This window comes from Pseudomonas sp. MWU12-2345, assembly GCF_023242385.1.
GTDB lineage: Bacteria > Pseudomonadota > Gammaproteobacteria > Pseudomonadales > Pseudomonadaceae > Aquipseudomonas > Aquipseudomonas gingeri_D.
Genome location: NZ_JALLJA010000019.1, coordinates 84,720 through 108,680, shown reverse-complemented (window position 1 = coordinate 108,680; position 23,961 = coordinate 84,720). Strand labels below are relative to the sequence as shown.

The window sequence follows — 23,961 nt, the reverse complement described above, 5'->3', positions numbered from 1 at the left end:
GTTGATGAGGTGTCCGGTTTTGTCCCGACTCAATACGACGCTACTGCTAACCCTGTTGCTCTTGTGTGCCTGCGCTGGGGCCGGGGCCGCCACGGCGCTGCCGCTGCCTGCCAGCGCACCCGCCAGCACGCCCGCCAAACCCGAGGTGCTGGTGCAGGGTGGATTGCTCGGCACCCTCAGTTCGAGCATCGACGAGGCGCAGAACCAGCTCGACCTCAATGGTCACCTGCTCGATACCTGGCGCCTGCGTGCCGACCGGGCGGCCGATGAGGTGGACCAGCTGGTCAGCCAGACCCACGAACGTTCGCCCTGGCGGGTGGCTGGCGACTTCCTGCTGCTGTCGCTGGTGTGGCTGGGTAGTTTCGCGGCCTTGAACACGGCAGGACGTCTTGTCGCCCGGCGTATCAACCGGCATCGTTGGTTACAGCCCCGTGAGCGCAGCCAGTCGGTGCTGGGTTACGCCTTGCCCTACTTGCTACCGGCGTTGCTCTCCCTGCCGTTGACCCTCTACGTCAGCCATTTTCTGCAAGCCTCGGTGGGGCGAGCGCTGGCGTTGTGCCTGTCCTACGCCACCAGCAGCGGTATTTTCACCAGCGCGGTGCTGCTTGGCCTGACGATATTGTTCGATTTCGGCCACAAGCGCCCGGCGGTGCGGATCATTCGCGCCGACAGCCCGCGCCAGTTGTTCGCGATCGGTTTCCTGGCCGCCTTGAGCGATGCCCTGACCAGCCCGCAGATTGCCTTGCAACTGGGTGGCAATATCACCAGCAGCATTGCCGTGTTCACCGGGCTGTTCGCCTCCATCCTGTTCGGCGTGCTGGTCTTCAGGTTGCGGCGACCGGTGGCGCACCTGATCCGCAATCGCCCGTTGAGCCAGCGCCTGAAGCAACCGGCGCTGCAGGAGTCGCTGCGGATCTTTTCCGGGCTCTGGTACTGGCCGATCCTGTTGATGGTGCTGGTCTCGACGGTCAATCTGATCGGTGCCGGCGAAGACAGCCAGAAGGCCTTGCGCTGCGCCTTGCTGACCACCGTGCTGCTGATTGCCACGGTGTTTCTCAGCACCGTGTTCCAACACCTGTTCAAGGCTCGTGGGATGGCGTCGATCCAGCGCAGCAGCGTGTACAAGGAGCGCTTGCTCAGCGTGCTGCATGCCGTGTTGCGTATCGCCCTGGCGGTGGGCTTTATCGAACTGCTGGGGCGGATCTGGGGTTTTTCGTTGTATGAATTCGCCGAGCAGAACAGCGTGGGCCGGGCCATCAGCGATTCCCTCAGCCGTATCGGCCTGATCCTGCTGGCGACCTGGTTGCTCTGGGTGGTGCTCGACACCGCGATCCAGGAATCCCTCAAGCCGCCGATCAACCGCCGCGCTTCGCGCCAGCCGAGCATGCGGGCAAAAACCATCCTGCCGCTGCTGCGCAATGCGTTGAAAGTGATCCTGCTGGTGATCGGTGCGATCACCACCCTGGCCAACCTGGGGATCAATGTCGCGCCCCTGTTGGCCGGTGCGGGGGTGGTGGGGCTGGCCATCGGTTTCGGCTCCCAGCAGTTGGTCCAGGATGTGATCACCGGGCTGTTCATCATCATCGAGGACACCCTGTCCATCGGCGACTGGGTGGTGCTCGATTCCGGTCATGCCGGTACGGTGGAGGGCCTGACCATTCGCACCTTGCGTCTGCGTGACGGCAAGGGGTTCGTGCACTCGGTGCCGTTCGGCCAGATCAAGGCGGTGACCAATCAATCTCGGCAATTCGCCTTTGCGTTTTTCTCGGTGCAGTTCACCTATGACACCGATGTCGACAAGGCCACCGAGTTGATTCGCGAGGCCGGGCGCTCGATCAGCGAGGACGCCCTGCTCAAGTTCAACCTGCAAGGTTCGTTGGAGGTGTTCGGGATCGATCGCATGGACCTCAACGGCGTGGTGCTGACGGCGCAGTTCCGCACGATCTCGGGTGGCCAGTACAGCGTGAACCGGGCGTTCAACGAGCGGCTGAAGAAGCTGGTGGACCAGAGTCCGTGGGTGCATTTCGCGCAGACTTATCCACAGCCGGTGATGCTGGCGTCGAGGATGCCGACGGTAGAGCAAGAGCCCGCGCCCCCAGGGGCCGTGTAGGCGTTTTCAGAGACGGTACTGGGTCAGTTTTTTTCGGACTTCGGCGGCGGCCACCTGATCCAGTTCCAGCCAATATGACTGCTGCCCGGCGATCTCCGCCGCAGCCGGAACACCGTCGCGATACACCAGGCGATTCCCCGCCAGCGCCGGCACCTTGGCGCCCGGCAGCAAGGTCCCCGCCAGATTCAACGGATCGGCGCCGCACACCGTGATCAGGCTACCGTCCGCCGGGCGCCGACGCACTTCGCGCAACAACGGAATCGCCTCTGGCAAGGCAAACTGCTCACCTGCCAGACCGCTGATAAAACGCCCACCACGAATCTCGCCGCGGGCTTCCAATCGATGAAAGGTACGCAGCAATTCCCGCCAACTCGGTAACCAGTCCGCCTCACGCTCCAGCAAGCGCCAGAACACCACGCCGTAACGCCGCAGCAAGGTCATGGCGATATATTCCAGGGTTTCGGCTGGCACTTGACCACCAGTCGGCACGACTACTGCGGAGCGCCGCAGCAAGGCCCAGCGTCCGGCATCGTCCATCCCGCCGACAAACGCCCCACGCCCACGCCGAGTACTGCGGGCCTGGCGTTTACTGGCCGGAGTGATCAGCGCCCGTAAGCCGGCAAAGCTGTCGGCATTCACCCAACCGGCGCCGACCAACTCCTGCAAGGCGGTTTCCAGCTCGGTGGGCAGCAGATGCGCCTCGTGCAGCAACTCATCGAAAAACAGCGCGCCCTGTTGCGTCAGCGCGGCATGAACCTTTTGCGTGCGCGGCGACAACTCTTCCATCGCCGTCTGTTCCGTCAGGCTGCTCCACAGCGCGACCTGGCCCCGGGGCAGCAACACCACCGGCGTACTGCGCGAGGCCGCGCTGGCGCTTTTGCCACGGGCACTGAGGCGGGCCCAGACCAGCTTGCCCGAGCGACACAACTCATCCAGCCAGCCCGGCGAATACTCCTTGATCCGCGCGGCCAGCACATCGCTGTCCCAGGCTCCGGCGGCAACCGGGTATCCTTCGAACTGGCTGACGATCATCGCCAGGGCCGCGCTGCCCTGGCCCTGGCAGGCGGGGGAAAGGTGTTGCCAGTCGAACAGGAAACGCATGAAGTCCTGCACCGCCACTGGCTCGATTTCCCGGCGCAGGCGCTTGACCGTGTAACGGTGGATGCGCGCCAGCAGGTGACGTTCGCACCACTGTTCCCGAGGTGCCCCCGGACTGAACTGACCCCGCAGCACATAACCTTCGCTTTCCAGCTTCGCCAGGGCCCGGGTCAGTGTGGCGCTGGAGAGCGCCAGGGGCTCGGCGATCTCGGGCAACGTCAGCGGGGAAAAACCGCTGAGGCGGGCGCGGACCACTTCGACGGCAGCCTCATCGGCCTCCCACGGCTGATCGAAACCCACTGGCGGTTGCAAGGGCGGGTTCCGCAACGCCTGTGGATAAAGTGCTTGCAGGCAGGTCAGGCGTTCCAGGGCGGTCCACAGTGCGTGGGATTTATCGACTTGCAAACGTGTGGCGCGACCTTGTACCGCGAGCGCCGCCAGCCAGGCTGACCACGAGGGATTGGCCTGGGCTTCGGCCTCGGTGATCGCCGCCAGGCTCATCAACGCCTCATGCATTTCATCCTCGCCGTTCGGTGCGGGCCAGGCTTCCTCGGCCACGGCCCGGATGGCTTCGGCATCCAAGGCGCCGAGGTCGTCGGTGCTGGTGGGATCGCTCCAGCGACGGTTCAGCACCGCCTGGGTGCGACGCTCTTCCAGCGGCGCGTCGTCGAGAAAAGTGTACGGCCGGGCGCTGAGAATTTCCGCCGCCAGGGGCGAGGGCGCCGGCAGGTCGCGGGCGATCAGCCGCACGTCGCCGGCCTCCATGCGCCGCAACAGGGCCAGCCAGCCTTCGCAGTCCATGGCCTCGTGCAGGCAGTCGTCGAGGGTCTGTTCCACCAGCGGGTGGTCGGGAATCTCGCGCTCGCCGGCAAGGTTTTCCAGGCAGGCGATCTGGTCCGGGAATACGCAGGCGGTCAGGTCTTCGCTTTTCATCCGCTGGATCTGCGGCGCCACCTTGCGTCCGCCGACAAAACGCGGCAGCGCCAGCGCGACCCCGGCATTCCAGCGCCAGCGCACGCCAAATAAAGGGGCGTCGAGCACGGCCTGGATCAGGATGTGTTCGGCCGTGCGGCTGTTGAGGTAACGCCAGACCTCGTCCAGGGCAAAGCTGTGGCTGGTGGACAGCGACAGCACGATGGCGTCTTCGCTGGCGGCAGCCTGCAATTCGAAGTTGAAGGTGCGGCAGAAACGCTTGCGCAAGGCCAGGCCCCAGGCACGGTTGATCCGGCTGCCGAACGGTGTGTGGATCACCAACTGGGTGCCGCCGGACTCGTCGAAGAAACGCTCCATGATCAGGGTGTCCTGCGAGGGCAGGGCACCGAGGCTTTGCCGGGCGCGGGCCAGGTACTCGACGATCTGTTCGGCGCTGGCCGGGTCCAGGCCGAGGGTCTGGCGCAGCCAGTCGAGGCTCGGCTGCAAGTCTCCCGGTGCGGCGCCCAGCAATTTATCCAGATGGGCCTGCAGGCGCGCCACGGCGAAGGACAGCTCTGTACTGCGCCCCGGTGCCTCGCCGAGCCAGAACGGAATGCTCGGCGGCTGGCCGTGGGCATCCTCGACCCGCACCTTGCCGGTCTCGACCCGCAGGATGCGATAGGAACTGTTGCCCAGCTGGAACACATCGCCGGCGATGCTTTCCACCGCGAAGTCCTCATGCACCGTGCCGATATTCAGGGCCTGGGGTTCGAGCAGCACGCTGTAGTCGGCGTTGTCCGGGATGGTCCCGCCGCTGGTGAGGGCGGTCAGTTGGCTGCCACGGCGGCCGCGCAGACTCTGGCTCAGGGCATCGCGGTGAATATAGGCGCTGCGCAGCCCCTGTCGACTGTTGAACCCTTCGGCGAGCATCCGCAGCAGCGCCTGATAGTGGGCCTCGTCCAGCTCGGCATAGGGCGCGGCGCGGCGGATCAGTTCCAGCAGCGGCTGTTCCTGCCATTCCTGGCAACTGACCTCGGCGACGATCTGCTGGGCCAGCACGTCCAGCGGCGCGCGGGGAATCAGCAAGGTGTCCAGTTCGCCCCGGTGCACGCAGTCGAGCAGGGCGGCGCACTCGATCAGTTCGTCCCGCGAAGTGGCGAACAGCCGACCCTTGGGCGTGCCGCCGACCTGGTGGCCGGAGCGTCCGACCCGTTGCAGAAAGGCCGCGATGGAGCGTGGCGAGCCGATCTGGCAGACCAGTTCCACCTCGCCGATATCGATCCCCAGTTCCAGCGAGGCGGTGGCGATCAGCACCTGCAGTTCGCCGCGCTTGAGCCGTTGTTCGGCATCCAGGCGCTGTTCCTTGGCCAGGCTGCCATGGTGGGCGGCCACCGCCTCCTTGCCCAGGCGCTCGCTCAAGTGCCGGGCCAGGCGTTCGGCCAGGCGTCGGGTATTGACGAAAATCAGCGTGGTGCGGTGCTGCCGGGCCAGTTCGGCCAGGCGTTCGTAGACCAGCTCCCAGACATCGTTGGCCATCACCGCCGTCAGCGGTACTGGCGGCACCTCGATGCCCAAGTCGCGGGGGCGGGCGTGGCCGATATCGATGATTTCGCAGGCGCGCCCCGTGCCCACCAGAAAGCGCGACACCGCGTTGATGGGCTTTTGCGTGGCCGACAGGCCGATACGCAGCAACGACTCGCCACACAATGCCTGCAAACGCTCCAGGCTCAGGGCCAGGTGGCTGCCGCGCTTGCTGGCGGCGATGGCGTGGATCTCGTCGACGATCACCGTACGAACAGTGCCCAGCATGCGTCGGCCGGAATCGGAACCGAGCAGTACATAAAGCGATTCCGGCGTGGTCACCAGGATATGCGGCGCGGTCTTGCGCAGGCGCGTGCGTTCGTTCTGCGGGGTGTCGCCGGTGCGTACCGCGGTGGTGATTGAGAGCGGCGGCAGGCCCTGCAGTTCGAGTTGTGCGGTGATGCCCGCCAGCGGGTCCTGCAGGTTGATACGGATATCGTTGGACAGCGCCTTGAGCGGCGAGACATAGACGATCAGGGTTTCGTCCGGCAGTTCGCCGCCCTGGGCCAGACCCTGCTGAACCAGGTCGTCGATCACCGCGAGAAAGGCCGTCAGGGTCTTGCCGGAGCCGGTGGGCGCGGCGACCAGCGTCGAGCGGCGCTGGCGGATCAACGGCCAGGCACGGGCCTGGGCGCCGGTCACGTCCGGGAAGGTGTTGCGAAACCAGGCGCTGACGGCCGGGTGGAAACCTGCCAGGGCGTCATGGGCCGATTCGGGAAGATTCATGGGTTTATTTATGCGGTCGTACGGGCCAAGTTGCAAGCCGATGGGCGCTCTCTGGCACTTTATCCGTGACGGTTGCGCGCAAAACCCGCAAAATGCAAGGATTCTGGCTATTGCCAGCGGTCGGCCACAAGCTGGCCGCCAATCACCATCGTTCTGAACAGACCTGGGCCTGCTGACTCTATGCGAATGCGCCTTATGTTACTGGGCGGCGGAAATGCCCTTGGGCAGGCGCTGATTCGCCTCGGTGCGGAGGAAGACATCGGTTTCCTCGCCCCCCGTCCGCCACAAGACGGCTGGGATGCCGCGAGCCTCACGCAACTGCTCGACGACACCCGTCCGGATGCGTTGATCAACCTCGCCTTCTACTTCGACTGGTTCCAGGCGGAGACGGTCGGCGAGGCGCGCCTGGCCGACCAGGAGCGCGCGGTCGAGCGACTGGCCGAACTTTGCCAGCACCACAACATCATCCTGCTGCAACCTTCCAGTTATCGGGTGTTCGACGGCTCGCGGGCCACCGCCTACAGCGAAAAAGACGAACCCGTGCCCCTGGGGCTGCGTGGCCAGGCGTTGTGGCGGATCGAGCAGAGCGTGCGCGCCACCTGCCCGCAACATGTGTTGCTGCGCTTCGGCTGGTTGCTCGACGACAGTACCGAGGGCACCCTCGGACGTTTCCTGGCCCGGGCCGAGAAACCCGACGAACTGCTGATGGCCGATGACCGACGTGGCAACCCGACGCCCGTGGACGACGCGGCCCGGGTGATCATCTCGGTGCTCAAGCAACTCGATTGTGCCGCGCCGCTGTGGGGCACCTACCACTACGCCGGCCACGAGGCGACCACGCCGCTGGCCCTGGGCCAGGCGATTCTCACCGAAGCCCGGCAGTTGCACCCGCTGGCGATCGAGGCGCCTACCGCCCAGGCTCATGCCGCGCGTCCAGATGCGGCGGAAGAGCCGCAGCACGCGGTGCTGGCCTGCAAGAAAATCCTCCATACCTTCGGCATCAAGCCGCGTGCCTGGCGTGCGGGGTTGCCGGCGCTACTCGACAGGTTCTATCGTCATGGTTGATGCCCCCATTCTTATCACCGGCGGCGCTGGCTTCATCGGCTCGAACCTGGCCGAAGCACTGCTGGAGCAAGGTTACTCGCTGCGTATCCTCGATGACCTATCCACCGGCAAACGCGGCAACCTGGCCCTGGACAATCCGCGGGTCGAACTGATTGAGGGCGATGTGGCCGATGCCGCCTTGGTGACACAAGTCATGCGTGGTTGTCAGGCCGTGGTGCACCTGGCGGCGGTGGCTTCGGTGCAGGCTTCGGTGGAGGACCCGGTGCGGACCCACCAGAGCAATTTCATCGGCACGCTGAATGTTTGCGAGGCCATGCGCCAGACGGGCGTCAAGCGGGTGTTGTTCGCTTCCAGCGCGGCGGTCTACGGCAATAATGGCGAAGGCGAGTCCATTGTCGAGGACACCACCAAGGCCCCGCTGACGCCCTATGCCTCGGACAAGCTGGCCAGCGAGCAGTACCTGGACTTCTACCGCCGCCAGCATGGCCTGGAACCGGTGATCTTCCGTTTCTTCAATGTCTTCGGGCCGCGCCAGGATCCGTCCTCGCCGTATTCCGGGGTGATCAGTATTTTCTGTGAGCGGGCGTTGAAGGGTTTGCCGATCACCATCTTCGGCGATGGCGAGCAGACCCGGGACTTTATCTACGTCGGTGATCTGGTGCAGATCCTGCTGCAGGCGCTTGAGGCACCGCAGGTGCAGGAAGGCGCGATCAATGTTGGCCTGAACCGGGCTACGACGCTCAGGCAGGTGCTGACGGCGCTGGGCGAGGTGGTCGGCGCACTGCCGCCGGTGACCTACGAGCCGGCGCGTTCTGGCGATATTCGCCATTCGCGGGCGAATAACCAGCGGATGCTGGAGCGTTTCGAGCTGGCCGAGCCGACGCCCATGAGTGTCGGCCTGGCGCGTTTGCTGGGGCGCTGAAGTCGATCACCCGAAATGAAAAAAGGCGCCTGATCGAGGCGCCTTTTTCATGGGGTGATGGAAAGCCGGTTTTGCTTAGAATTTATAGCCGATACCGACCATGTAGACCCATGGATCGACTTTCACGTCCACCTTGGTCTGGCCGACGCCCAGGGCGCTCGGCCCGTCGACGGTGGCCTTGGTGTCGATGTCCACGTACCAGACCGAGGCGTTGAGCAGCATGCGGTCAGTGAGCATGTAGTCGAAGCCCAGTTGACCGGCCAGGCCTACCGAGTTCTGCAGCTTCAGGTTGCTGAAGCCTTCATCCTTGCGCTTGCTGGTCAGGTCTTCACCGAAGAACATGGTGTAGTTGATGCCGACACCGGCGTAAGGCTGGAACTTCGAGGTGGCATCCAGTGGGTAGTACTGCAGCGACAGGGTCGGTGGCAGTTGCTTGATATCCCCCAGCTTGCCGTCCAGCGCCGGGCCGAGGCCCTTGACGGCGACTTCGTGGTGGAAAGGCGTTGCGGCCAGCAGTTCCAGGCCGATATGGTCGGTGAACATGTAGGCGAAGGCCAGGCCCAACTGGGTGTCGCTGTCCACCGTGGCCTTGGTGCCGGAGATTCGAGTGCCGTCGAGCTTCAGGTCGCCGCTGCTGTCGTTCGGTGCGACGGTGGCGGTACCGGCGCGGACGATGAAATCACCGGCCTGGTGGGCGTGGGCGAGGGGCGCGGCGAGTGCAAGCGCAACGAGAGAGGCGCTGAGCAGGGACTTGTGCATGGGGGGGCTCCAAAGGACGTTTTGAATTCACTGTGTCCAATGGTAATGAGCGCCCCGGGCCGGTCGTTGACTCAGCTCAATGAAAGGCCAATGGCGGGGGCGAGTCGGGAACTTTTGTGGGGGCCTGCCGGCCTCTTCGCGGGCAAGCCCTGCTCCTACAGTTTCATGTCGGTCACAAAACCTTGATCAGATCCTAATCCTGTAGGAGCAGGGCTTGCCCGCGAAGAGGTCCGACCAGGCACCGCTGGGCGACCAGCCTTACTCCGGTAATTCGTACACGTAGATCTTCTGCGCCTCCATGCTGTACCCCGCATCCGCCAGGTCGCTGGTGCTCTGCTTGACCTGCATGTCACCCTCGATCCAGTACGGCTGGTACAACTCGTCGACCTTGACCCCCAGCTCACTGGTCACATGCACGATCTGGTTTGACGGCGGCGGCGGTACATGGATGCAGGCGCCGAAGTACGGCACCAGCAGAAACTCCGTGGTCCGCCCTTCCTCGCTGACTTCCAACGGCACGATATACCCCGGCAGGCGCACATGCTGGCCGTCCAGCGCCTTGACCACCGGCGCATCGGGCAGCGACTGCTTGGCCGCCGGTGCCGCCTCGATGTTCATGCTGCCGATTTTCGACAGGTCATGCAGCGGCGTCATCTGCGGGATTTCCGGCGGCGCATCGGGCGGAATCATGTCCTGCCAGGCCAGTTCCTTGGGCTTGTCATCGGCCCACAACGGCGTGGCCGTCACCACGGACAGCGCCAGTAGCACAGCGGCCAGGACTTTATTCTTCATCGCAACACTCATAAACGGATGGACAGGCCATCGGCCAGGGATTGTCGATAGGCGCGCCACGCCGGCACGCTGCCCATCAACAGGGCGGCGACGAGGATACCGCCGAGCAGCGTCCATTCATATTCGCTTGGCCAGGAGAGTGGCAGGTACAGCCCGTAATTCGACTGCACATATCCCTGGGCCAGGGCGATGCACAGGTACAACAGGCCGACCCCGGCCACCACCCCGGACAACGCCAGGGCAAAGGCTTCCAGTATCAGCAGACTGGCAATATGCCAAGGCCGCGCGCCCACCGAGCGCAGGATCGCCATCTCCCGGCGCCGCTCGTTGAGGCTGGTGAGGATCGCCGTGAGCATGCCGATCAACCCGGTCAGGACCACAAACAGTGACACCACGAACAACGCCTTTTCCGCCGTGCCCATCAGGCTCCACAGCTCCTGCAAGGCCACGCCCGGGAGGATCGCCAGCATCGGCTCGCCCCGGAATTCATTGATCTCCCGTTGCAGGGCGAAGGTCGAGACCTTGTTGTTCAGGCCGAGCATGAAGGCGGTGATGGCTTGCGGCGTCAGGTCCATATTGCGGGCCTGATCGGCACTGATGCGTCCGGCACCATGGGCGGGTACGCCGTCGTGCCAATCGATGTGGATCGCCTCCATGCCGCCGAGGCTGATATGCAGCGTGCGGTCCACCGGCGTGCCGGTGCGCTTGAGGATGCCGACCACGGTGAAGGGCTTGTCGTCATGCTTGACCAGGCTGATGGCGGCCACGCCATGGGCCAGCACCAGCTTGTCGCCAAGCTTGTAGTGCAGGGCGTCGGCCACTTCGGCGCCGAGCACCACCTCGAACGGATCGGTGGCGAACGGGCGGCCTTCGGCCAGTTGCAGGTTCTGCTGGTGGCCGTACTGGTAATGCTCGAAATAGGCCTGGCTGGTGCCCAGTACGCGGTAGCCGCGGTGGGAGTCACCGAGGGACATCGGGATCGCCCACTTCACTTTCGGGTTATTGGCGAAGTGCTCGAAGCTGTCCCAACGGATGTTGTTGGTGGCGTTGCCGATGCGAAACACCGAGTACAGCAGCAGGTTCACCGAACCCGAGCGGGCGCCGACAATCAGGTCGGTGCCACTGATGGTGCTGGCGAAGCTGGCGCGGGCTTCGGTGCGCACGCGCTCCACGGCCAGCAGCAGGCAGACCGACAGGGCGATGGCGAAGGCCGTGAGCAGGGCGGTGAAGCGGCGGTTGGCCAGGCTGGCCAGGGCCAGACGAAACAGATACATCTCAGACCTCCGCGGGCGTGGCCGCGCGATTCAATTCGGACAGCGACAGGTGACGATCGAACAGCGGCGCCAGGCTCTGGTCATGGCTGACGAACAGCAGGCTGGAACCGGCTTCGCGGCATTCGGCGAACAGCAGTCGGATAAAGGCTTCGCGGGCATCGTAGTCCAGCGCTGAAGTCGGTTCGTCGGCGATCACCAGTTCGGGTTGGCCGATCAGCGCGCGGGCGGCAGCGACCCGTTGCTGCTGGCCGATGGACAGCGAGTCGGCGCGCCGTTCCAGCAGGGCCGGATCGCTCAGGCCGAGGTGGGCGAGCAGGGTCGCGGCGGCCTGGTCGGCACTGCCGTGGCGCTGGATTGCGCGGCGGGCGCGCAATTTGGAAAAGTGGCAAGGCAGCTCGACGTTCTCGCGTACCGAGAGGAACGGCAACAGGTTGAACTGCTGGAAAATATAACCGGTGTGATCGACGCGAAAACGGTCGCGGGCACCGGCGCCCAGTTCGGTGAGTTCCTGGCCGAGCAGGCGGATGCTGCCGCGGCTGGGTTTCTGCACGCCGCCGAGCAGGCCGAGCAAGGTGGTCTTGCCGCTGCCGCTGGGGCCTTTGAGGAACAGCGTTTCGCCCGGTTCCAGGCGGAACGCCGGGATGTCCAGCAACTGCGGATGACCGGGCCAGTTGAAGCCCAGGTCGGACAGTTCGATAAGTGCTTGGGTCATAAAGGCCGATTCACAGGTGGTGTGCTCTTGTAGGAGCCGGCTTGCCGGCGATGCGGGCGGCGCAGTGCTTCATGCAGACCGCGTTATCGATCATCGCCGGCAAGCCGGATTCCACAAGGATTGAGGTCGATCAGAATTTCAGGGTGGCAGCCTCAGGCGTGACGTCAACCCCTTGTTGACCACTGCCGGAAATCAACTGCACCTGGATCTTGTGGGTAGCCGGGAACGTCTTGAACACCTGGCCCAGGTCCAGGGTCTTCAGCGCGGCCGGGGTGGTGCAGGTGAACTGGTAGTGGGCGTGGATCTCGCTGTGATCGTGATGATGCTCGGCCACGGCGGGTTGGGTGCCGGCGGCGGCCTCCGGAGCGTGATCGTCGTCATCATCGTCATCGGCCTCTTCAGGCGCCGGATCGCCGAACAGCGGGCTTTGCAGTTCCTGGTTGGCCACTACGCAACCGGCGCCTTTCGGCAGGTTGAACAGCTCCAGCGGCTTGTCCAGCAGCGCGCGTACGGCGGCGACCTTGGCCTTGTCGGCGTCGCTGGTGGCCGGGTGTTCGAAGCCCACCAGGTTCATCGCCGGGCTTTGCAGTTCGAGTTCCAGGGTCTGGCCGTCCAGCGCGGCGTTCAGCCGGCCAACGCCGTGCTCGTGGGCACCGAGGCTGCCATGTTCGTGGGCTTCATGGGCCTGGGCGGCAACCAGCGGGAGCAGGGCAAAAGGCAGGGTGAGCAGCAGGTGGCGCATGGCGTTTCTCCAGGAACGGCAACAAGGGTGTTTTGTTATGTGATCTTATAACAATTTATGGCTTGTTCGGCCACCGACTTGGCGTCTCGGGTGACGCGTGGGAGCATGGGCGCCTGCAATCGCGAGGTGAGCATCATGGTGCGAATTCGAGGCACCATTGGCCAATGGCCGGTGGATTTGACGTTGGAGCTGGATGAGAGCGACTGGGCGCGCTTGGGGGCGCAGTTGCAGGTGACGGTGCCGGCCGAGTCGGGCGCTACGGTAGCGGCAAGGCCGGTGAGCCAGGACGACGCGCTGTGGCAGACGGCCAGGGACCTGGTGCGCCAGGCCGGGCAGATCGACGGGCCGCAGTTGCTCGGGCAGTTGGAAGCGTTGGCGGGGAGCACGGCGGCGGCCAAGCGCCTGTTGGTGCGCTTGCGTCATTGCAGCGAGGTCAAGGTGCTGAGCGGAACGGATTCGCCGCTTTACAGCTGGGTTGAGGCCTGAGGGCGGAACAGTCTTTGAGTGTGGGAGCGGAGCTTGCCCGCGAAGCTGTTGACGGCCTCAAGGGCCTCTTCACAGACAAAGCCAGCTCCCCACAAGGTCAGTACAACGCAGCAAACAGCCGGCGACGGTAGGTGGTCACCAGCGGATGGTCGTTGCCCAGCAGGTCGAACACCTGCAGCAAGGTCTTGTGCGGCAGGCCTTCGCTGTAACCACGATTACGGGTAAACAGCTTGAGCAAACCCTCCAGTGCCGCTTCGTACTGCTGGCGCGACAGTTGTTGTACCGCCAACTGATAAGCCGCTTCGTCATCCTGTGGGTTTTGCGCCAGGCGCGCTTTCAAGTCAGCGACCTCCGGCAGGTCAGCCGCCTGACGCAAGAACGTCAACTGCGCCTTGGCCCCGGCCAGCGCGGCCTTGTGCTCGTCGCTCTTCACGGCGTCGAGCACTGCCTGGGCTTCACCCAACTCACCGCGCTCGGCCAGGCAACGGCCATAAAGGATCAGCGCCTTGGCGTTGCTGTTGTCTTCACCCAGCAGTTCCTTGAGCACAGCTTCGGCATCGCCGATCCGACCGTCGGCAAACAGTGCTTCGGCCTGTTCAAGAGGATCGGCCTCCGCCGGCGGTGGCATCTGCACATGGGGTTCAAGCAGTTTGCGCACCGCCGATTCCGGCTGGGCACCCGCGAAACCGTCCACCGGCTGGCCGTCCTTGAACAGCACCACGGTGGGCAGGCTGCGAATGCCGAAGCGGGCGACGATGTCCTGCTCGGCATCGCAATCAACCTTGGCCAGCAGCAGTTCGCCCTGATAGCTCTCGGCAATCTGTTGCAGCATCGGCATCAGGGCCTTGCAGGGGGCGCACCACTCGGCCCAGAAGTCCACCAGCACCGGCTTGTGGAACGAGTTCTCGATTACCGACTGGTCGAAGTCAGCGGTGGTGGCGTCGAAAATGTAGGGGGAGGGCTGAGTCATCGGAATCTCGGAAAACGGGGAATGGAGCCACTATAAAGCCTGGGCCCGATGGCCGGAAGCAGGCTGACGCTGAGCATGGTAAAGGCTGACATGGCGAAACTCTTCCGGCTCCGCCAGGTCCGGCAGGGTGAAGGCTTCGAGCATTTCCAGGCGGCGATACAGCGGATGACGGAAATCCCGTACCCGTGAATCGGCCACCAAGGCCTCCTGGCCGCGACTGAGAAACTGATCGAGCAATGGCAGGTTTTCCCGGTCATAGAGCACATCCGCTACCAGGATCAGGTCGAAGCGATCGCTCTCGGCAAAGAAGTCCTCGCTGTAGCTCAGCTCCACGCCGTTGAGCGTGGCATTCGCCCGGCAGGCCGCGAGGGCCAGCGGGTCGAGGTCGCAAGCGACCACTTCGATTGCCCCGGCCCGGGCTGCGGCAATTGCCGCCACGCCGGAGCCGGCGCCGAAATCCAGCACCCGCTTGCCCGCCACCCAGTGGGGGTTTTCAGCCAGGTAGCGGGCCATGGCCAGACCGCTCGCCCAGCAGAAGCTCCAGTAGGGCGGCTCATGGAGGATTCGCCGGGTTTCCTCGGGGGTAAAGGCGCGATCCATGTTGTGCGCGTCGATCAGCCACAACTGCAATGCGGTCCCTGGCAACTCACAGGCCACCAATTGCGCATCGCCCAGCAACTCGCTCAAGGAGTGTTGCAGGCCTGGCGGTGCACTCATGGCGCGGTAAAAAATTGCAACTGGCCCAGGGCCTGGGTGGTCGGTTCGGTGATACTTCGCGATGGCAGATGCAGGATCAATTGCCCGGACAGGCTGGCCCGCCCGCGCAATTCCACGCGGCTGCCCACCGGGAACACTTCCGGGTTGAAGCGCAGGCGGAACGGCAGGATCTGGCCAGTGCCGTTGATCTTGCTGCTGGACAGCAATTGCTGCGGACGACCGCGTTCGTCGATCACCAACAGCGCCAGTTCCACCTCCGCGCCCTTGGGCACGCCCTGCAAGGTGCCGCTCAATTCACGCTGAAAAGCGGGCAAGGGCCCGAGCTCTTCATAGGGACTGACCGGTTTGCTCGTCTGCTGTTGGGCCGGTGCCACCGGAGCAGGCTTGGGCGGCGGGCTGCCGCAAGCGGCCAGGAGGCCGGCGAGACTGAGCAAAACAAGCGGTCGTACTGACATGAACGGCTCCAACGCAAGACGAAATCCGGTGCATCTCTATGGATAAAAGGTAGTCGGGCGACTGTATACCGCAAACCCTATGGCTTGTCTTGCCACGGGGATGCGCTACCATGGCCCTCCCATTTTTTGTTGCCTGCCACCATGCACTGTCCCTTCTGCGGTGCCAACGACACCAAAGTCATCGACTCGCGTCTGGTCGCCGAGGGCGAGCAGGTGCGCCGCCGGCGCGAATGCCTGGCCTGCGGTGAACGTTTTACCACCTTCGAGACCGCCGAACTGGTCCTGCCACGCCTGATCAAACAGGACGGCAGCCGCCAACCCTTCGACGAAGAAAAACTCCGCGCGGGCATGCAGCGCGCGCTGGAAAAGCGCCCGGTCAGTGTCGAACGCCTGGAGGCCGCACTGGTGCACATCAAGCACAAGCTGCGGGCCACCGGCGAGCGCGAGGTCAAGTCGCTGGTCGTCGGTGAACTGGTGATGACCGAGTTGCAGAAACTCGATGAAGTCGCCTATATCCGTTTCGCTTCGGTCTATCGCCGCTTCCAGGACCTCAACGAGTTCCGCGAAGAGATCGACCGCCTTGCCCGCGAGCCCGCCAAAGAATGAGCCTTTCCACCGAGCAGGCCGTCCTCGACGCCCACTACATGGCCCGTGCCCTGGAGCTGGCCCGCAAGGGCCGCTACTCGACGCACCCGAACCCACGGGTCGGCTGTGTGATCGTGCAGGCGGGCGTGGTGGTCGGCGAAGGCTGGCACGTGCGCGCCGGCGAACCCCATGCCGAGGTGCATGCCTTGCGCGAGGCGGGCGAAAACGCTCGCGGGGCCACGGCCTACGTGACCCTGGAGCCGTGCAGCCACTTCGGCCGTACACCGCCGTGTGCCGATGCGCTGGTCAAGGCCGGCGTGGGGCGGGTGGTTGCGGCCATGCAGGATCCCAATCCGGAAGTTGCCGGTCGCGGCCTCAAGCGCCTGGCCGATGCCGGCATCGCCGTACACAGCGGTGTGCTGGAAGGTGAAGCGCGGGCGCTGAACCAGGGTTTTCTCAAGCGCATGGAACACGGCATGCCGTTTGTGCGGGTCAAGTTGGCGATGAGCCTGGACGGTCGCACCGCCATGGCCAGCGGCGAAAGCCAGTGGATCACTGGCCCCGAGGCGCGTTCCGCCGTGCAGCGCCTGCGGGCCCAGGCCAGCGTGGTGCTGACCGGCGCCGACAGCGTGCTGACGGACAATGCGCGGATGACCGTGCGCCCCGCCGAACTGGGCCTCGATCCCGAACTGACCGCCCTGGCCGAACGCCGTCCACCCCTGCGGGTGTTGATCGACGGTCGCCTGCGGGTGCCGCTGGATGCCCCGTTCTTCACGGCAGGTCCTGCCTTGGTGGTGACCTGCGTTCCGGGTGCCGCCGAACGCTATCAAGCCCTGGGCCATGAATTGCTGGAAGTGCCCGGCGCCGAAGGTCATGTCGACCTGCGCCGGTTGCTGACGGAACTGGCCGCCCGTGGCATCAACGAAGTGCTGGTGGAAGCCGGCCCACGTCTGGCGGGCGCCTTTGCCCGGCAAGGCCTGGTGGACGAATACCAATTGTTTGTCGCTGGTCAGTTTCTCGGCTCCACGGCGCGCCCATTGTTGGACTGGCCGCTGGAACGGATGAACCAGGCGCCGCGGCTGAAAATCACCGAAATGCGCGCTGTCGGTAGTGACTGGCGAGTCACCGCAATACCTGATCCCGCACCCGGCGTATAATTTTTGGCTTGCGCCACGCGCGGGCCTGTTCTCGAGGAGGACTTCATGTTTACCGGCATTATCGAATCCATCGGCAGTATCCGTGCCCTGAACCCCAAGGGCGGCGACGTCCACGTCTACGTGGAAACCGGCAAGCTGGACCTGGCCGACGTCAAGCTCGGCGACAGCATCGCGGTCAACGGCGTCTGCCTGACCGCCGTCGAGCTGCCGGGCGACGGCTTCTGGGCCGACGTCAGCCGTGAAACCCTGGACTGCACCGCCTTCAACCAATTGAAGGCCGGCAGCCGGGTCAACCTGGAAAAAGCCCTGACCCCGACCACCCGCCTGGGTGGGCACCTGGTCAGCGGCCATGTCGACGGTGTCGGCGAAGTCGTCGCCCGTGAAGAAAACGCCCGGGCCATCCAGTTCCGTATCCGCGCGCCGAAAGACCTGGCCAAGTACATCGCCCACAAGGGCTCGATCACCGTCGACGGCACCAGCCTGACGGTCAACGCCGTGAACGGCGCCGAGTTCGAACTGACCATCGTCCCACACACACTGGCTGAAACCATCATGGCCGACTACCGTCCAGGCCGTGAGGTCAACCTCGAAGTCGACCTGCTGGCCCGTTACCTGGAGCGCCTGCTGCTGGGCGACAAGGCCGCGGAACCGTCGAGCGGCGGTATCACCGAAAGTTTCCTGGCCGCCAACGGCTACCTCAAATCCTGACACTCAAATTTTGAAAGAAGGAGGGTGCCGCGTGGCGCTCAACACGATTGAAGAACTGGTCGAAGACATTCGCCAGGGCAAGATGGTCATTCTCATGGATGACGAAGACCGCGAGAACGAAGGCGACCTGATCATGGCCGCCGAATGCTGCAAGGCCGAACACATCAACTTCATGGCCAAGCACGCCCGTGGCCTGATCTGCATGCCGATGAGCCGTGAGCGTTGCGAACTGCTCAAGCTGCCGCTGATGGCGCCGCGCAACGGTTCCGGTTTCGGCACCAAGTTCACCGTGTCGATCGAAGCCAGCGAAGGGGTGACCACCGGCATCTCCGCCGCCGACCGCGCCCGCACCGTGCAAGCGGCCGCGGCCAAGGACGCCAAGGCTGAAGACATCGTCAGCCCTGGTCATATCTTCCCGCTGATGGCCCAGCCCGGCGGCACCCTGGCCCGCGCCGGCCACACCGAAGCCGCCTGCGACCTGGCGCGCATGGCCGGTTTCGAGCCAAGCGGGGTGATCTGCGAGGTGATGAACGATGACGGCACCATGTCCCGTCGCGCCGAACTGGAAACCTTCGCCGCCGAACACAACATCAAGATCGGCACCATTGCCGACCTGATCCACTACCGGATGATTCACGAGCGTACCGTTCAGCGGATTGCCGAGCAGCCGCTGGACAGCGAACTGGGGCATTTCAACCTGGTGACCTATCGTGATTCGGTGGAAGGCGACGTGCACATGGCCCTGACCCTGGGCAGCTTCTGCGCCGAAGAGCCGACCCTGGTGCGGGTGCACAACATGGACCCGCTGCGTGACCTGCTGATGGTCAAGCAACCCGGGCGCTGGAGCCTGCGCGCGGCCATGGCCGCGGTGGCCGAGGCCGGCAGCGGTGTGGTGCTGTTGCTCGGTCATCCGCTGGATGGCGACGTCCTGCTGGCGCATATCCGTGAGACCGCCGAGCAGGTGCCGGCGAAAAAACCGACCACCTACAGCATCGTCGGTGCCGGTTCGCAGATCCTGCGGGACCTGGGCGTGCGGAAAATGCGCTTGATGAGTGCGCCGATGAAGTTTAATGCGATATCCGGTTTCGACCTGGAAGTAGTAGAATACGTGCCCTCCGAATAAAGACTGGCTGCTCGCGGCCCTTGATTCGCGGTTCAAATATCCCTGAGGGGCGCGTACTAGGCGCGCCCCGGCTCTTTAAGAGAATTGTCGAATGACCCTGAAGACCATCGAAGGTACCTTCATCGCCCCCAAAGGCCGTTACGCCCTGGTGGTCGGCCGCTTCAACAGCTTCGTTGTCGAAAGCCTGGTGAGCGGCGCCGTTGACGCCCTGGTTCGCCACGGTGTCAGCGAAAGCGACATCACTATCATCCGCGCACCGGGTGCCTTCGAAATCCCACTGGTGGCGCAGAAAGTCGCCCAGAAAGGCGACTTCTCGGCGATCATCGCCCTCGGCGCGGTCATTCGTGGCGGTACTCCGCACTTCGAATACGTGGCCGGCGAATGCACCAAGGGCCTGGCCCAGGTCTCCATGGAATTCGGCGTGCCAGTGGCCTTCGGCGTGCTGACCGTTGACTCCATCGAACAAGCCATCGAACGTTCCGGCACCAAAGCCGGCAACAAAGGCGCCGAAGCCGCCCTTTCCGCCCTGGAAATGGTCAGCTTGCTGGCGCAATTGGAGGCTGTGTGATTAGCGACGAAAGCGATCGTTTCAACCCGCGCGATCCGAAGCCTGAAGGCGCCGGCAAGCCTTCCAAAAGCGTCAAGCGTCGCGAAGCCCGTCAGCTCGCGACCCAGGCCCTGTACCAGTGGCACATGGCCAAGCAGTCGCTGAACGAGATCGAAGCGCAGTTCCGGGTCGACAACGATTTCAGTGACGTCGACGGCGCCTACTTCCGTGAAATCCTCCACGGCGTTCCGCAGTTCAAGAGCGAGATCGACACCGTTCTCAAGCCGTGCCTGGATATCGAGATCGAAGAACTGGATCCGGTTGAGCTGGCGGTATTGCGCCTGTCCACCTGGGAACTGCTCAAGCGCGTCGACGTGCCCTACCGCGTGGTGATCAACGAAGGGATCGAACTGGCCAAGGTCTACGGTTCCACCGACGGTCACAAGTTCGTCAACGGCGTGCTCGACAAACTGGCGCCGCGCCTGCGTGAAGCTGAAGTAAAGGCGTTCAAGCGCTGATCCGCGCTTGACCTGTGCATGGGCGAGTTCGAGCTGATCCGCAATTTCTTCGCCGCCGCGCCCTGTGCACAGGCCGGCGAGGGTGTTGCCCTGGGCATCGGCGACGACTGCGCCCTGCTGAGCGTCCCCGCCGGGGAGCAACTGGCGATTTCCACCGACACCCTGGTGGCCGGTGTGCATTTCGCCGATCCCTGCGACCCTTTCCTGCTCGGCCAGCGCGCGCTGGCTGTTGCCGCCAGTGACCTGGCCGCCATGGGCGCCACGCCCCTGGCCTTTACCCTTGCCCTGACCTTGCCGCACAACGATGCCGGTTGGTTGCAGGCTTTCGCCCGTGGCTTGAACCTGATGGCACAACACTGCGACTTGCGCCTGGTGGGCGGCGACACCACCCGTGGGCCGCTGTGCCTGACGCTGACGGTATTCGGCCGTGTGCCGACGGGCCAGGCGCTGACCCGCAGCGGCGCACAGGTCGGCGACCTGCTGTGTGTCGGCGGCGAGCTGGGCAATGCGGCGGGTGCCTTGCCGCTGGTGCTGGGGCAGTGTACGGCGGATTCGGCGATTGCCGGGCCGCTGCTGGACCACTACTGGTCGCCCAAGCCGCAACTGGTACTGGGTCAGTTCCTGCGCAACAAGGCGACCTCGGCACTGGATATCTCCGACGGGTTATTGGCCGATTGCGGACATATCGCGGCGGCATCCTCCGTCGGATTGCAGGTGGAGCGCGACGCGCTGCCCTTGTCTTCGGCGCTGCTGGCCTTTCTCGGCCAGGACGACGCCCGCGAGGCGGCCCTCAGCGGTGGCGATGACTACGTATTGGCCTTCACCCTGCCACCTGCCGAGTTGCCCGGGTTGCTGGCGGTGCACGGCTCGGTGCGGGTGATCGGACAGGTGGTGGCCGGGCAGGGCGTGGTCCTGCTGGACAGCGTCGGCCGCGATATCACGCCGGCACGCAGGGGCTACCAACATTTTCCGGAGACACCGTGACAGATCATCCCAAGCAGGTCCCGGCCGAGTTCGTGCCGCCCTCTGTGTGGCGCAATCCCTGGCATTTCCTGGCTTTCGGCTTCGGTTCCGGGACCTTGCCCAAGGCGCCGGGCACCTGGGGCTCGCTGGTTGCGCTACCCTTTATACCGTTATGGCAGATGTTGCCCGACTGGGGCTACTGGCTGATGCTTGGCGTCACCATGCTGTTCGGCTTCTGGCTGTGCGGGAAGGTCGCCAACGATCTGCGGGTACACGACCACGAAGGCATCGTCTGGGACGAGATGGTCGGGATGTGGATCACCCTCTGGCTGGTGCCGGACGGTTGGTACTGGTTGCTGGCGGGTTTTGCGCTGTTCCGCTTTTTCGACATCCTCAAGCCCTGGCCGATCCGCTGGATCGACCGGCATGTCCATGGCGGTGTCGGCATCATGCTCGACGACGTCCTGGCCGGGGTTTTTGCCTGGTTGGCCATGCAAGGGCTGGTGCACCTCTTTAGCTGAGGATTCAGGCATGTCTGGCTGTCGGTTGTGGGTCGTGCTGCTCTGTCTGTGGGCGGGTGGCGTTGTAGGCAATGTCGTTCAGGCCCGTGAGGAAACCTCTCTGCCCGGTGTGATCCACCTTGCCAGTGAGGAGTGGGTCGATTACACCGGCGCCGACGGACGTGGCATGGCCTGGGATATCATGCGCGAGATCTTCGAGCCCAAGGGCGTCAAGGTGCTGATCAGTACCGAGCCCTACGTTCGGGCCATCGGACTGGTGCAGCGGGGGGAGGCGGACGCCTGGGTCGCGGCTTATCGGCGCGAGGTGAAGGGCGCTCTTTATCCGCGCTGGCATTTCGACGTCGATCATCTCTATGCCCTGGGGCTGGCGAGCAACCCGCAGCCGAGCCTGGAAACCCTGGGTGTTTATCGTCTGGCCTGGATGCGCGGCTACAAATACCAGGATTACCTGCCCAACGTCCGCCATTACAACGAAATCGTGCGGCGTGACGGTGTCTTGTCGATGCTGGCCCACAGTCGTGCCGACTATTACATCGATGCGTTGTCCGAGGTGAACGAGGTACTGGGACATGCCGCGCACCCTGAAATGTTCCGGAGCAGCCATTTGCTCGACCTGCCGCTGTACCTGGGGTTTGCCGACAATGCGCGGGGGCGTGCACTGATGGCCCTGTATGATCAGCGTATGGAAGAACTGGTCAAAAGTGGCGAGTTACGGGCCATTTTCAAGCACTGGACGCAACCTTATCCGTTTGACACCCTGCCGGCGCCGGTGCCGACGAATCAAACTTATTGATAGTTATCATGGACAATTCAGCCTAAGCGTCTGTAGGAACCTACTGTTACAATGCGACCTCTGCGAATTTCCAGTCCTCATACTGATCAGGAGCACACGGTGCCCGTCGTTTTCGTCGCTGCTTCCAAACTGCCAACCCCCTTTGCGACCTTCACCATGAATGGCTTTCTCGAAGAAGCCACCGGTCGTGAACACGTCGTGCTGACCCTCGGGGATGTGGCGGATGGCGCACCGGTTCTTGGCCGTGTGCATTCCGAATGCCTGACCGGCGATGCCTTGTTCAGCCAGCGCTGCGATTGCGGATCCCAGCTGGAGGCGGCCCTGCGGGCCATTGCCCTCGAAGGTCGTGGCGTCTTGCTCTACCTGCGCCAGGAAGGACGCGGCATCGGCCTGATGAACAAGATCCGTGCCTATGAGTTGCAGGACGGTGGCGCCGACACGGTCGAGGCCAACGAGCGTCTGGGCTTTGCCGCCGACCAGCGTGACTATTCCATCTGCCGGCCGATGCTCGAACACCTGGGCATCAAGTCCTTGCGCCTGATGACCAACAATCCGCGCAAGGTCAAGGCCTTGACCGAGATGGGCATCACCGTGGCCGAGCGCGTGCCGCTGCAGACCGGACAGAACCCGCACAACAAACTCTACCTGGCGACCAAGGCCGGCAAGCTCGGCCATATGATGGGCAACGAGCACCAGAGCGAGGCCGACCCGGCGTGACCCGTGGTCAGGTGAAGCGTCGGCTGTCGGTGGGCTGGTGGAAACAGCTGGTGCTGAGTGTGTTGCCGCTGTTTGTCGCCAACTGGCTTTTTGGTCAGGCCGATCCCTTGCTGCCAGTGCTGGCGATGCCGTTTTTCATTGCCGGCGTGGCCTCGATGTTTGTCAGCTTGCGGTTTTTCGGGGCTTATAAGCGCTCGTTGATCGCGACGCAGGCGGCGCTGGATAGCCCGGAAGAGCCCGCGGCCTGGATCGAGCTGGCCAGCATGCGGCGCAAAGCCCTGGTGGTGGCCGCCTTGCCGACCTGGATCGGCACCCTGGCGGTGTTCGTCGGGCTGGAAGCAGTCCCATTGATGTTGCTGGTGTTATCCAGCGTGGTGCTGTTCTACCTCTATCGCATTCCGCGCCAACTCGGCTGATGCTTCGCTGGCGGGTGGCTGCTCTCGAGCCATTGGCAGGCACACATCAGCCGCTCTTTTGCCAATACTCCTACTCGATACTCAGAGGCGTCCGTCAATACGCTTTGAGAAGGTTTCCCTAAAATTCTTCTGCTCAAGCCTTGAGCTCTGTTTGCATGCAGACAGTCATTGAGTTTGATCAGGAGGGAAACCATGCGTCTGATATTGGCGGGAGTGGCTGCGATATTGACACTCAGTGGTTGTTTAGGCGGTATATCGACGTTGCTCGACTTCGGCGATCATCCGGTTACGAGCAAGGCAGCCCAAGGTAGTACCGTCAGCAAACAAGACATGCTGGCAATACAAAACCCCTCGCAGATCACGGCTATTCGGGGTGGAACCGCGCAATGCTTTGACTACGACCTGCACAATGAAAGTGGCAAGCGCCAACCGCTCTATGTCGGCTTCACGTCAACGGGCTTCGTCAATGCCTATGGCTTTTCCACTTGCGGGGACGCCATTCGCGCGGGCTATCTCAACTCGGACGGCCCGATGAAGCGCAATAACTGACGTTGGTTTGAGACCTGTACCCAGCGAGGCAGGCTCTCGCTGG

The 23,961-nt window shown here is 63.9% G+C and carries 25 protein-coding genes; 16 read left to right on the top strand and 9 right to left on the bottom strand.

What is annotated here, in order from left to right; translation table 11 throughout:
* The first annotated feature begins 19 nt into the window (after positions 1–19).
* A complete protein-coding gene (locus M5C71_RS28170) occupies positions 20–2,110 on the top strand; it encodes a mechanosensitive ion channel domain-containing protein (protein ID WP_248769275.1) in 2,091 nt (696 codons plus the stop codon).
* A gap of 6 nt (positions 2,111–2,116) precedes the next feature.
* Here M5C71_RS28170 and M5C71_RS28165 read toward each other — a convergent pair whose 3' ends face one another.
* The gene (locus M5C71_RS28165) at positions 2,117–6,427 is read right to left on the bottom strand and encodes a DEAD/DEAH box helicase (RefSeq protein WP_248769274.1); all 4,311 of its coding nucleotides are present in this window, start codon (positions 6,425–6,427) and stop codon (positions 2,117–2,119) included.
* A gap of 180 nt (positions 6,428–6,607) precedes the next feature.
* On the opposite strand from M5C71_RS28165, the gene M5C71_RS28160 reads away from it, so the two are divergent.
* Entirely contained in the window at positions 6,608–7,492 is an 885-nt protein-coding gene (locus tag M5C71_RS28160; RefSeq protein WP_103495546.1) for a sugar nucleotide-binding protein, read from the top strand.
* The gene (locus tag M5C71_RS28155; RefSeq protein ID WP_248769273.1) at positions 7,485–8,414 is read left to right on the top strand and encodes an NAD-dependent epimerase/dehydratase family protein; all 930 of its coding nucleotides are present in this window, start codon (positions 7,485–7,487) and stop codon (positions 8,412–8,414) included. Before M5C71_RS28160 ends, M5C71_RS28155 begins: the two co-directional genes overlap by 8 nt.
* A gap of 75 nt (positions 8,415–8,489) precedes the next feature.
* On the opposite strand, the gene M5C71_RS28150 is transcribed toward M5C71_RS28155, so the two are convergent.
* The 5 genes from M5C71_RS28150 to M5C71_RS28130 form a co-directional block, all read right to left on the bottom strand.
* Positions 8,490–9,173: an OmpW family outer membrane protein gene (locus M5C71_RS28150; RefSeq protein WP_103495548.1), complete on the bottom strand. Its 684-nt coding sequence runs from the start codon at positions 9,171–9,173 to the stop codon at positions 8,490–8,492.
* Between the two features lie 258 nt (positions 9,174–9,431).
* Positions 9,432–9,965 carry a DUF3299 domain-containing protein gene (locus M5C71_RS28145; protein ID WP_103495549.1) on the bottom strand — a complete coding sequence of 178 codons (534 nt, stop codon included), beginning with the start codon at positions 9,963–9,965 and terminating at the stop codon, positions 9,432–9,434.
* Positions 9,966–9,973: 8 nt separating this feature from the next.
* Positions 9,974–11,239: an ABC transporter permease gene (locus M5C71_RS28140; RefSeq protein WP_248769272.1), complete on the bottom strand. Its 1,266-nt coding sequence runs from the start codon at positions 11,237–11,239 to the stop codon at positions 9,974–9,976.
* A gap of 1 nt (position 11,240) precedes the next feature.
* A complete protein-coding gene (locus tag M5C71_RS28135) occupies positions 11,241–11,951 on the bottom strand; it encodes an ABC transporter ATP-binding protein (RefSeq protein ID WP_177101699.1) in 711 nt (236 codons plus the stop codon).
* 130 nt (positions 11,952–12,081) lie between these two features.
* Entirely contained in the window at positions 12,082–12,693 is a 612-nt protein-coding gene (locus M5C71_RS28130) for a DUF2796 domain-containing protein (protein ID WP_248769271.1), read from the bottom strand.
* A gap of 135 nt (positions 12,694–12,828) precedes the next feature.
* Here M5C71_RS28130 and M5C71_RS28125 point away from each other — a divergent pair, with 135 nt between their 5' ends.
* A complete protein-coding gene (locus M5C71_RS28125; protein WP_248769270.1) occupies positions 12,829–13,179 on the top strand; it encodes a hypothetical protein in 351 nt (116 codons plus the stop codon).
* A 97-nt stretch (positions 13,180–13,276) separates the two neighbouring features.
* On the opposite strand, the gene trxA is transcribed toward M5C71_RS28125, so the two are convergent.
* Genes trxA through M5C71_RS28110 form a run of 3 tightly spaced genes read right to left on the bottom strand, consistent with a single transcriptional unit; the run spans position 13,277 to position 15,321 of the window.
* On the bottom strand, positions 13,277–14,149 hold the full coding sequence (trxA, locus tag M5C71_RS28120; RefSeq protein WP_103495551.1) for a thioredoxin: 873 nt from the start codon (positions 14,147–14,149) through the stop codon (positions 13,277–13,279).
* 30 nt (positions 14,150–14,179) lie between these two features.
* A complete protein-coding gene (locus M5C71_RS28115; RefSeq protein WP_103495552.1) occupies positions 14,180–14,866 on the bottom strand; it encodes a 50S ribosomal protein L11 methyltransferase in 687 nt (228 codons plus the stop codon).
* Positions 14,863–15,321, bottom strand: coding sequence for a hypothetical protein (locus tag M5C71_RS28110; protein ID WP_248769269.1), 459 nt, complete (start codon positions 15,319–15,321; stop codon positions 14,863–14,865). The genes M5C71_RS28115 and M5C71_RS28110 overlap by 4 nt, the downstream gene beginning before the upstream one ends.
* Before the next feature lie 141 nt (positions 15,322–15,462).
* On the opposite strand from M5C71_RS28110, the gene nrdR reads away from it, so the two are divergent.
* The 12 genes from nrdR to M5C71_RS28050 all read left to right on the top strand — a co-directional run bounded on the left by nrdR (position 15,463) and on the right by M5C71_RS28050 (position 23,918).
* Positions 15,463–15,927, top strand: a complete 465-nt coding sequence (nrdR, locus tag M5C71_RS28105; protein WP_177101692.1) for a transcriptional regulator NrdR — start codon at positions 15,463–15,465, stop codon at positions 15,925–15,927.
* Positions 15,924–17,063 carry a bifunctional diaminohydroxyphosphoribosylaminopyrimidine deaminase/5-amino-6-(5-phosphoribosylamino)uracil reductase RibD gene (ribD, locus tag M5C71_RS28100; protein WP_248769268.1) on the top strand — a complete coding sequence of 380 codons (1,140 nt, stop codon included), beginning with the start codon at positions 15,924–15,926 and terminating at the stop codon, positions 17,061–17,063. The genes nrdR and ribD overlap by 4 nt, the downstream gene beginning before the upstream one ends.
* Before the next feature lie 45 nt (positions 17,064–17,108).
* On the top strand, positions 17,109–17,771 hold the full coding sequence (locus M5C71_RS28095) for a riboflavin synthase (RefSeq protein ID WP_103495556.1): 663 nt from the start codon (positions 17,109–17,111) through the stop codon (positions 17,769–17,771).
* A 31-nt stretch (positions 17,772–17,802) separates the two neighbouring features.
* A complete protein-coding gene (gene ribBA, locus M5C71_RS28090) occupies positions 17,803–18,894 on the top strand; it encodes a bifunctional 3,4-dihydroxy-2-butanone-4-phosphate synthase/GTP cyclohydrolase II (protein ID WP_100944390.1) in 1,092 nt (363 codons plus the stop codon).
* 91 nt (positions 18,895–18,985) lie between these two features.
* Positions 18,986–19,462 (top strand): 6,7-dimethyl-8-ribityllumazine synthase, encoded by a 477-nt coding sequence (gene ribE / locus M5C71_RS28085; RefSeq protein ID WP_040071241.1) that lies wholly within the window; start codon positions 18,986–18,988, stop codon positions 19,460–19,462.
* Complete coding sequence (gene nusB, locus M5C71_RS28080) at positions 19,459–19,959, top strand: transcription antitermination factor NusB (RefSeq protein ID WP_177101688.1); 501 nt, start codon at positions 19,459–19,461, stop codon at positions 19,957–19,959. Before ribE ends, nusB begins: the two co-directional genes overlap by 4 nt.
* A gap of 18 nt (positions 19,960–19,977) precedes the next feature.
* The gene (gene thiL / locus M5C71_RS28075; protein ID WP_103497106.1) at positions 19,978–20,943 is read left to right on the top strand and encodes a thiamine-phosphate kinase; all 966 of its coding nucleotides are present in this window, start codon (positions 19,978–19,980) and stop codon (positions 20,941–20,943) included.
* Positions 20,940–21,443 carry a phosphatidylglycerophosphatase A gene (locus M5C71_RS28070; RefSeq protein ID WP_177101685.1) on the top strand — a complete coding sequence of 168 codons (504 nt, stop codon included), beginning with the start codon at positions 20,940–20,942 and terminating at the stop codon, positions 21,441–21,443. The genes thiL and M5C71_RS28070 overlap by 4 nt, the downstream gene beginning before the upstream one ends.
* 10 nt (positions 21,444–21,453) lie before the next feature.
* A complete protein-coding gene (locus M5C71_RS28065) occupies positions 21,454–22,236 on the top strand; it encodes a transporter substrate-binding domain-containing protein (protein WP_103497108.1) in 783 nt (260 codons plus the stop codon).
* Between the two features lie 99 nt (positions 22,237–22,335).
* Complete coding sequence (gene ribA, locus M5C71_RS28060) at positions 22,336–22,953, top strand: GTP cyclohydrolase II (protein WP_177101683.1); 618 nt, start codon at positions 22,336–22,338, stop codon at positions 22,951–22,953.
* Positions 22,950–23,369, top strand: a complete 420-nt coding sequence (locus tag M5C71_RS28055; protein WP_103497110.1) for an MFS transporter — start codon at positions 22,950–22,952, stop codon at positions 23,367–23,369. The genes ribA and M5C71_RS28055 overlap by 4 nt, the downstream gene beginning before the upstream one ends.
* A 192-nt stretch (positions 23,370–23,561) precedes the next feature.
* Complete coding sequence (locus M5C71_RS28050) at positions 23,562–23,918, top strand: hypothetical protein (RefSeq protein WP_248769267.1); 357 nt, start codon at positions 23,562–23,564, stop codon at positions 23,916–23,918.
* Positions 23,919–23,961: the final 43 nt, after the last annotated feature.

Excerpts from the sequence above, each read along its gene's own strand:
- M5C71_RS28130 (WP_248769271.1), bottom strand. The coding sequence starts at position 12,693 with ATGCGCCACCTGCTGCTCACCCTGCCTTTTGCCCTGCTCCCGCTGGTT.
- nrdR (WP_177101692.1), top strand. The coding sequence starts at position 15,463 with ATGCACTGTCCCTTCTGCGGTGCCAACGACACCAAAGTCATCGACTCG.
- M5C71_RS28125 (WP_248769270.1), top strand. The coding sequence starts at position 12,829 with ATGGTGCGAATTCGAGGCACCATTGGCCAATGGCCGGTGGATTTGACG.
- M5C71_RS28135 (WP_177101699.1), bottom strand. The coding sequence starts at position 11,951 with ATGACCCAAGCACTTATCGAACTGTCCGACCTGGGCTTCAACTGGCCC.
- M5C71_RS28150 (WP_103495548.1), bottom strand. The coding sequence starts at position 9,173 with ATGCACAAGTCCCTGCTCAGCGCCTCTCTCGTTGCGCTTGCACTCGCC.
- M5C71_RS28110 (WP_248769269.1), bottom strand. The coding sequence starts at position 15,321 with ATGTCAGTACGACCGCTTGTTTTGCTCAGTCTCGCCGGCCTCCTGGCC.
- M5C71_RS28065 (WP_103497108.1), top strand. The coding sequence starts at position 21,454 with ATGTCTGGCTGTCGGTTGTGGGTCGTGCTGCTCTGTCTGTGGGCGGGT.
- M5C71_RS28050 (WP_248769267.1), top strand. The coding sequence starts at position 23,562 with ATGCGTCTGATATTGGCGGGAGTGGCTGCGATATTGACACTCAGTGGT.
- thiL (WP_103497106.1), top strand. The coding sequence starts at position 19,978 with ATGGGCGAGTTCGAGCTGATCCGCAATTTCTTCGCCGCCGCGCCCTGT.
- M5C71_RS28160 (WP_103495546.1), top strand. The coding sequence starts at position 6,608 with ATGCGAATGCGCCTTATGTTACTGGGCGGCGGAAATGCCCTTGGGCAG.
- ribD (WP_248769268.1), top strand. The coding sequence starts at position 15,924 with ATGAGCCTTTCCACCGAGCAGGCCGTCCTCGACGCCCACTACATGGCC.
- M5C71_RS28115 (WP_103495552.1), bottom strand. The coding sequence starts at position 14,866 with ATGAGTGCACCGCCAGGCCTGCAACACTCCTTGAGCGAGTTGCTGGGC.
- M5C71_RS28145 (WP_103495549.1), bottom strand. The coding sequence starts at position 9,965 with ATGAAGAATAAAGTCCTGGCCGCTGTGCTACTGGCGCTGTCCGTGGTG.
- ribE (WP_040071241.1), top strand. The coding sequence starts at position 18,986 with ATGACCCTGAAGACCATCGAAGGTACCTTCATCGCCCCCAAAGGCCGT.
- M5C71_RS28165 (WP_248769274.1), bottom strand. The coding sequence starts at position 6,427 with ATGAATCTTCCCGAATCGGCCCATGACGCCCTGGCAGGTTTCCACCCG.
- M5C71_RS28095 (WP_103495556.1), top strand. The coding sequence starts at position 17,109 with ATGTTTACCGGCATTATCGAATCCATCGGCAGTATCCGTGCCCTGAAC.
- trxA (WP_103495551.1), bottom strand. The coding sequence starts at position 14,149 with ATGACTCAGCCCTCCCCCTACATTTTCGACGCCACCACCGCTGACTTC.
- M5C71_RS28140 (WP_248769272.1), bottom strand. The coding sequence starts at position 11,239 with ATGTATCTGTTTCGTCTGGCCCTGGCCAGCCTGGCCAACCGCCGCTTC.
- M5C71_RS28155 (WP_248769273.1), top strand. The coding sequence starts at position 7,485 with ATGGTTGATGCCCCCATTCTTATCACCGGCGGCGCTGGCTTCATCGGC.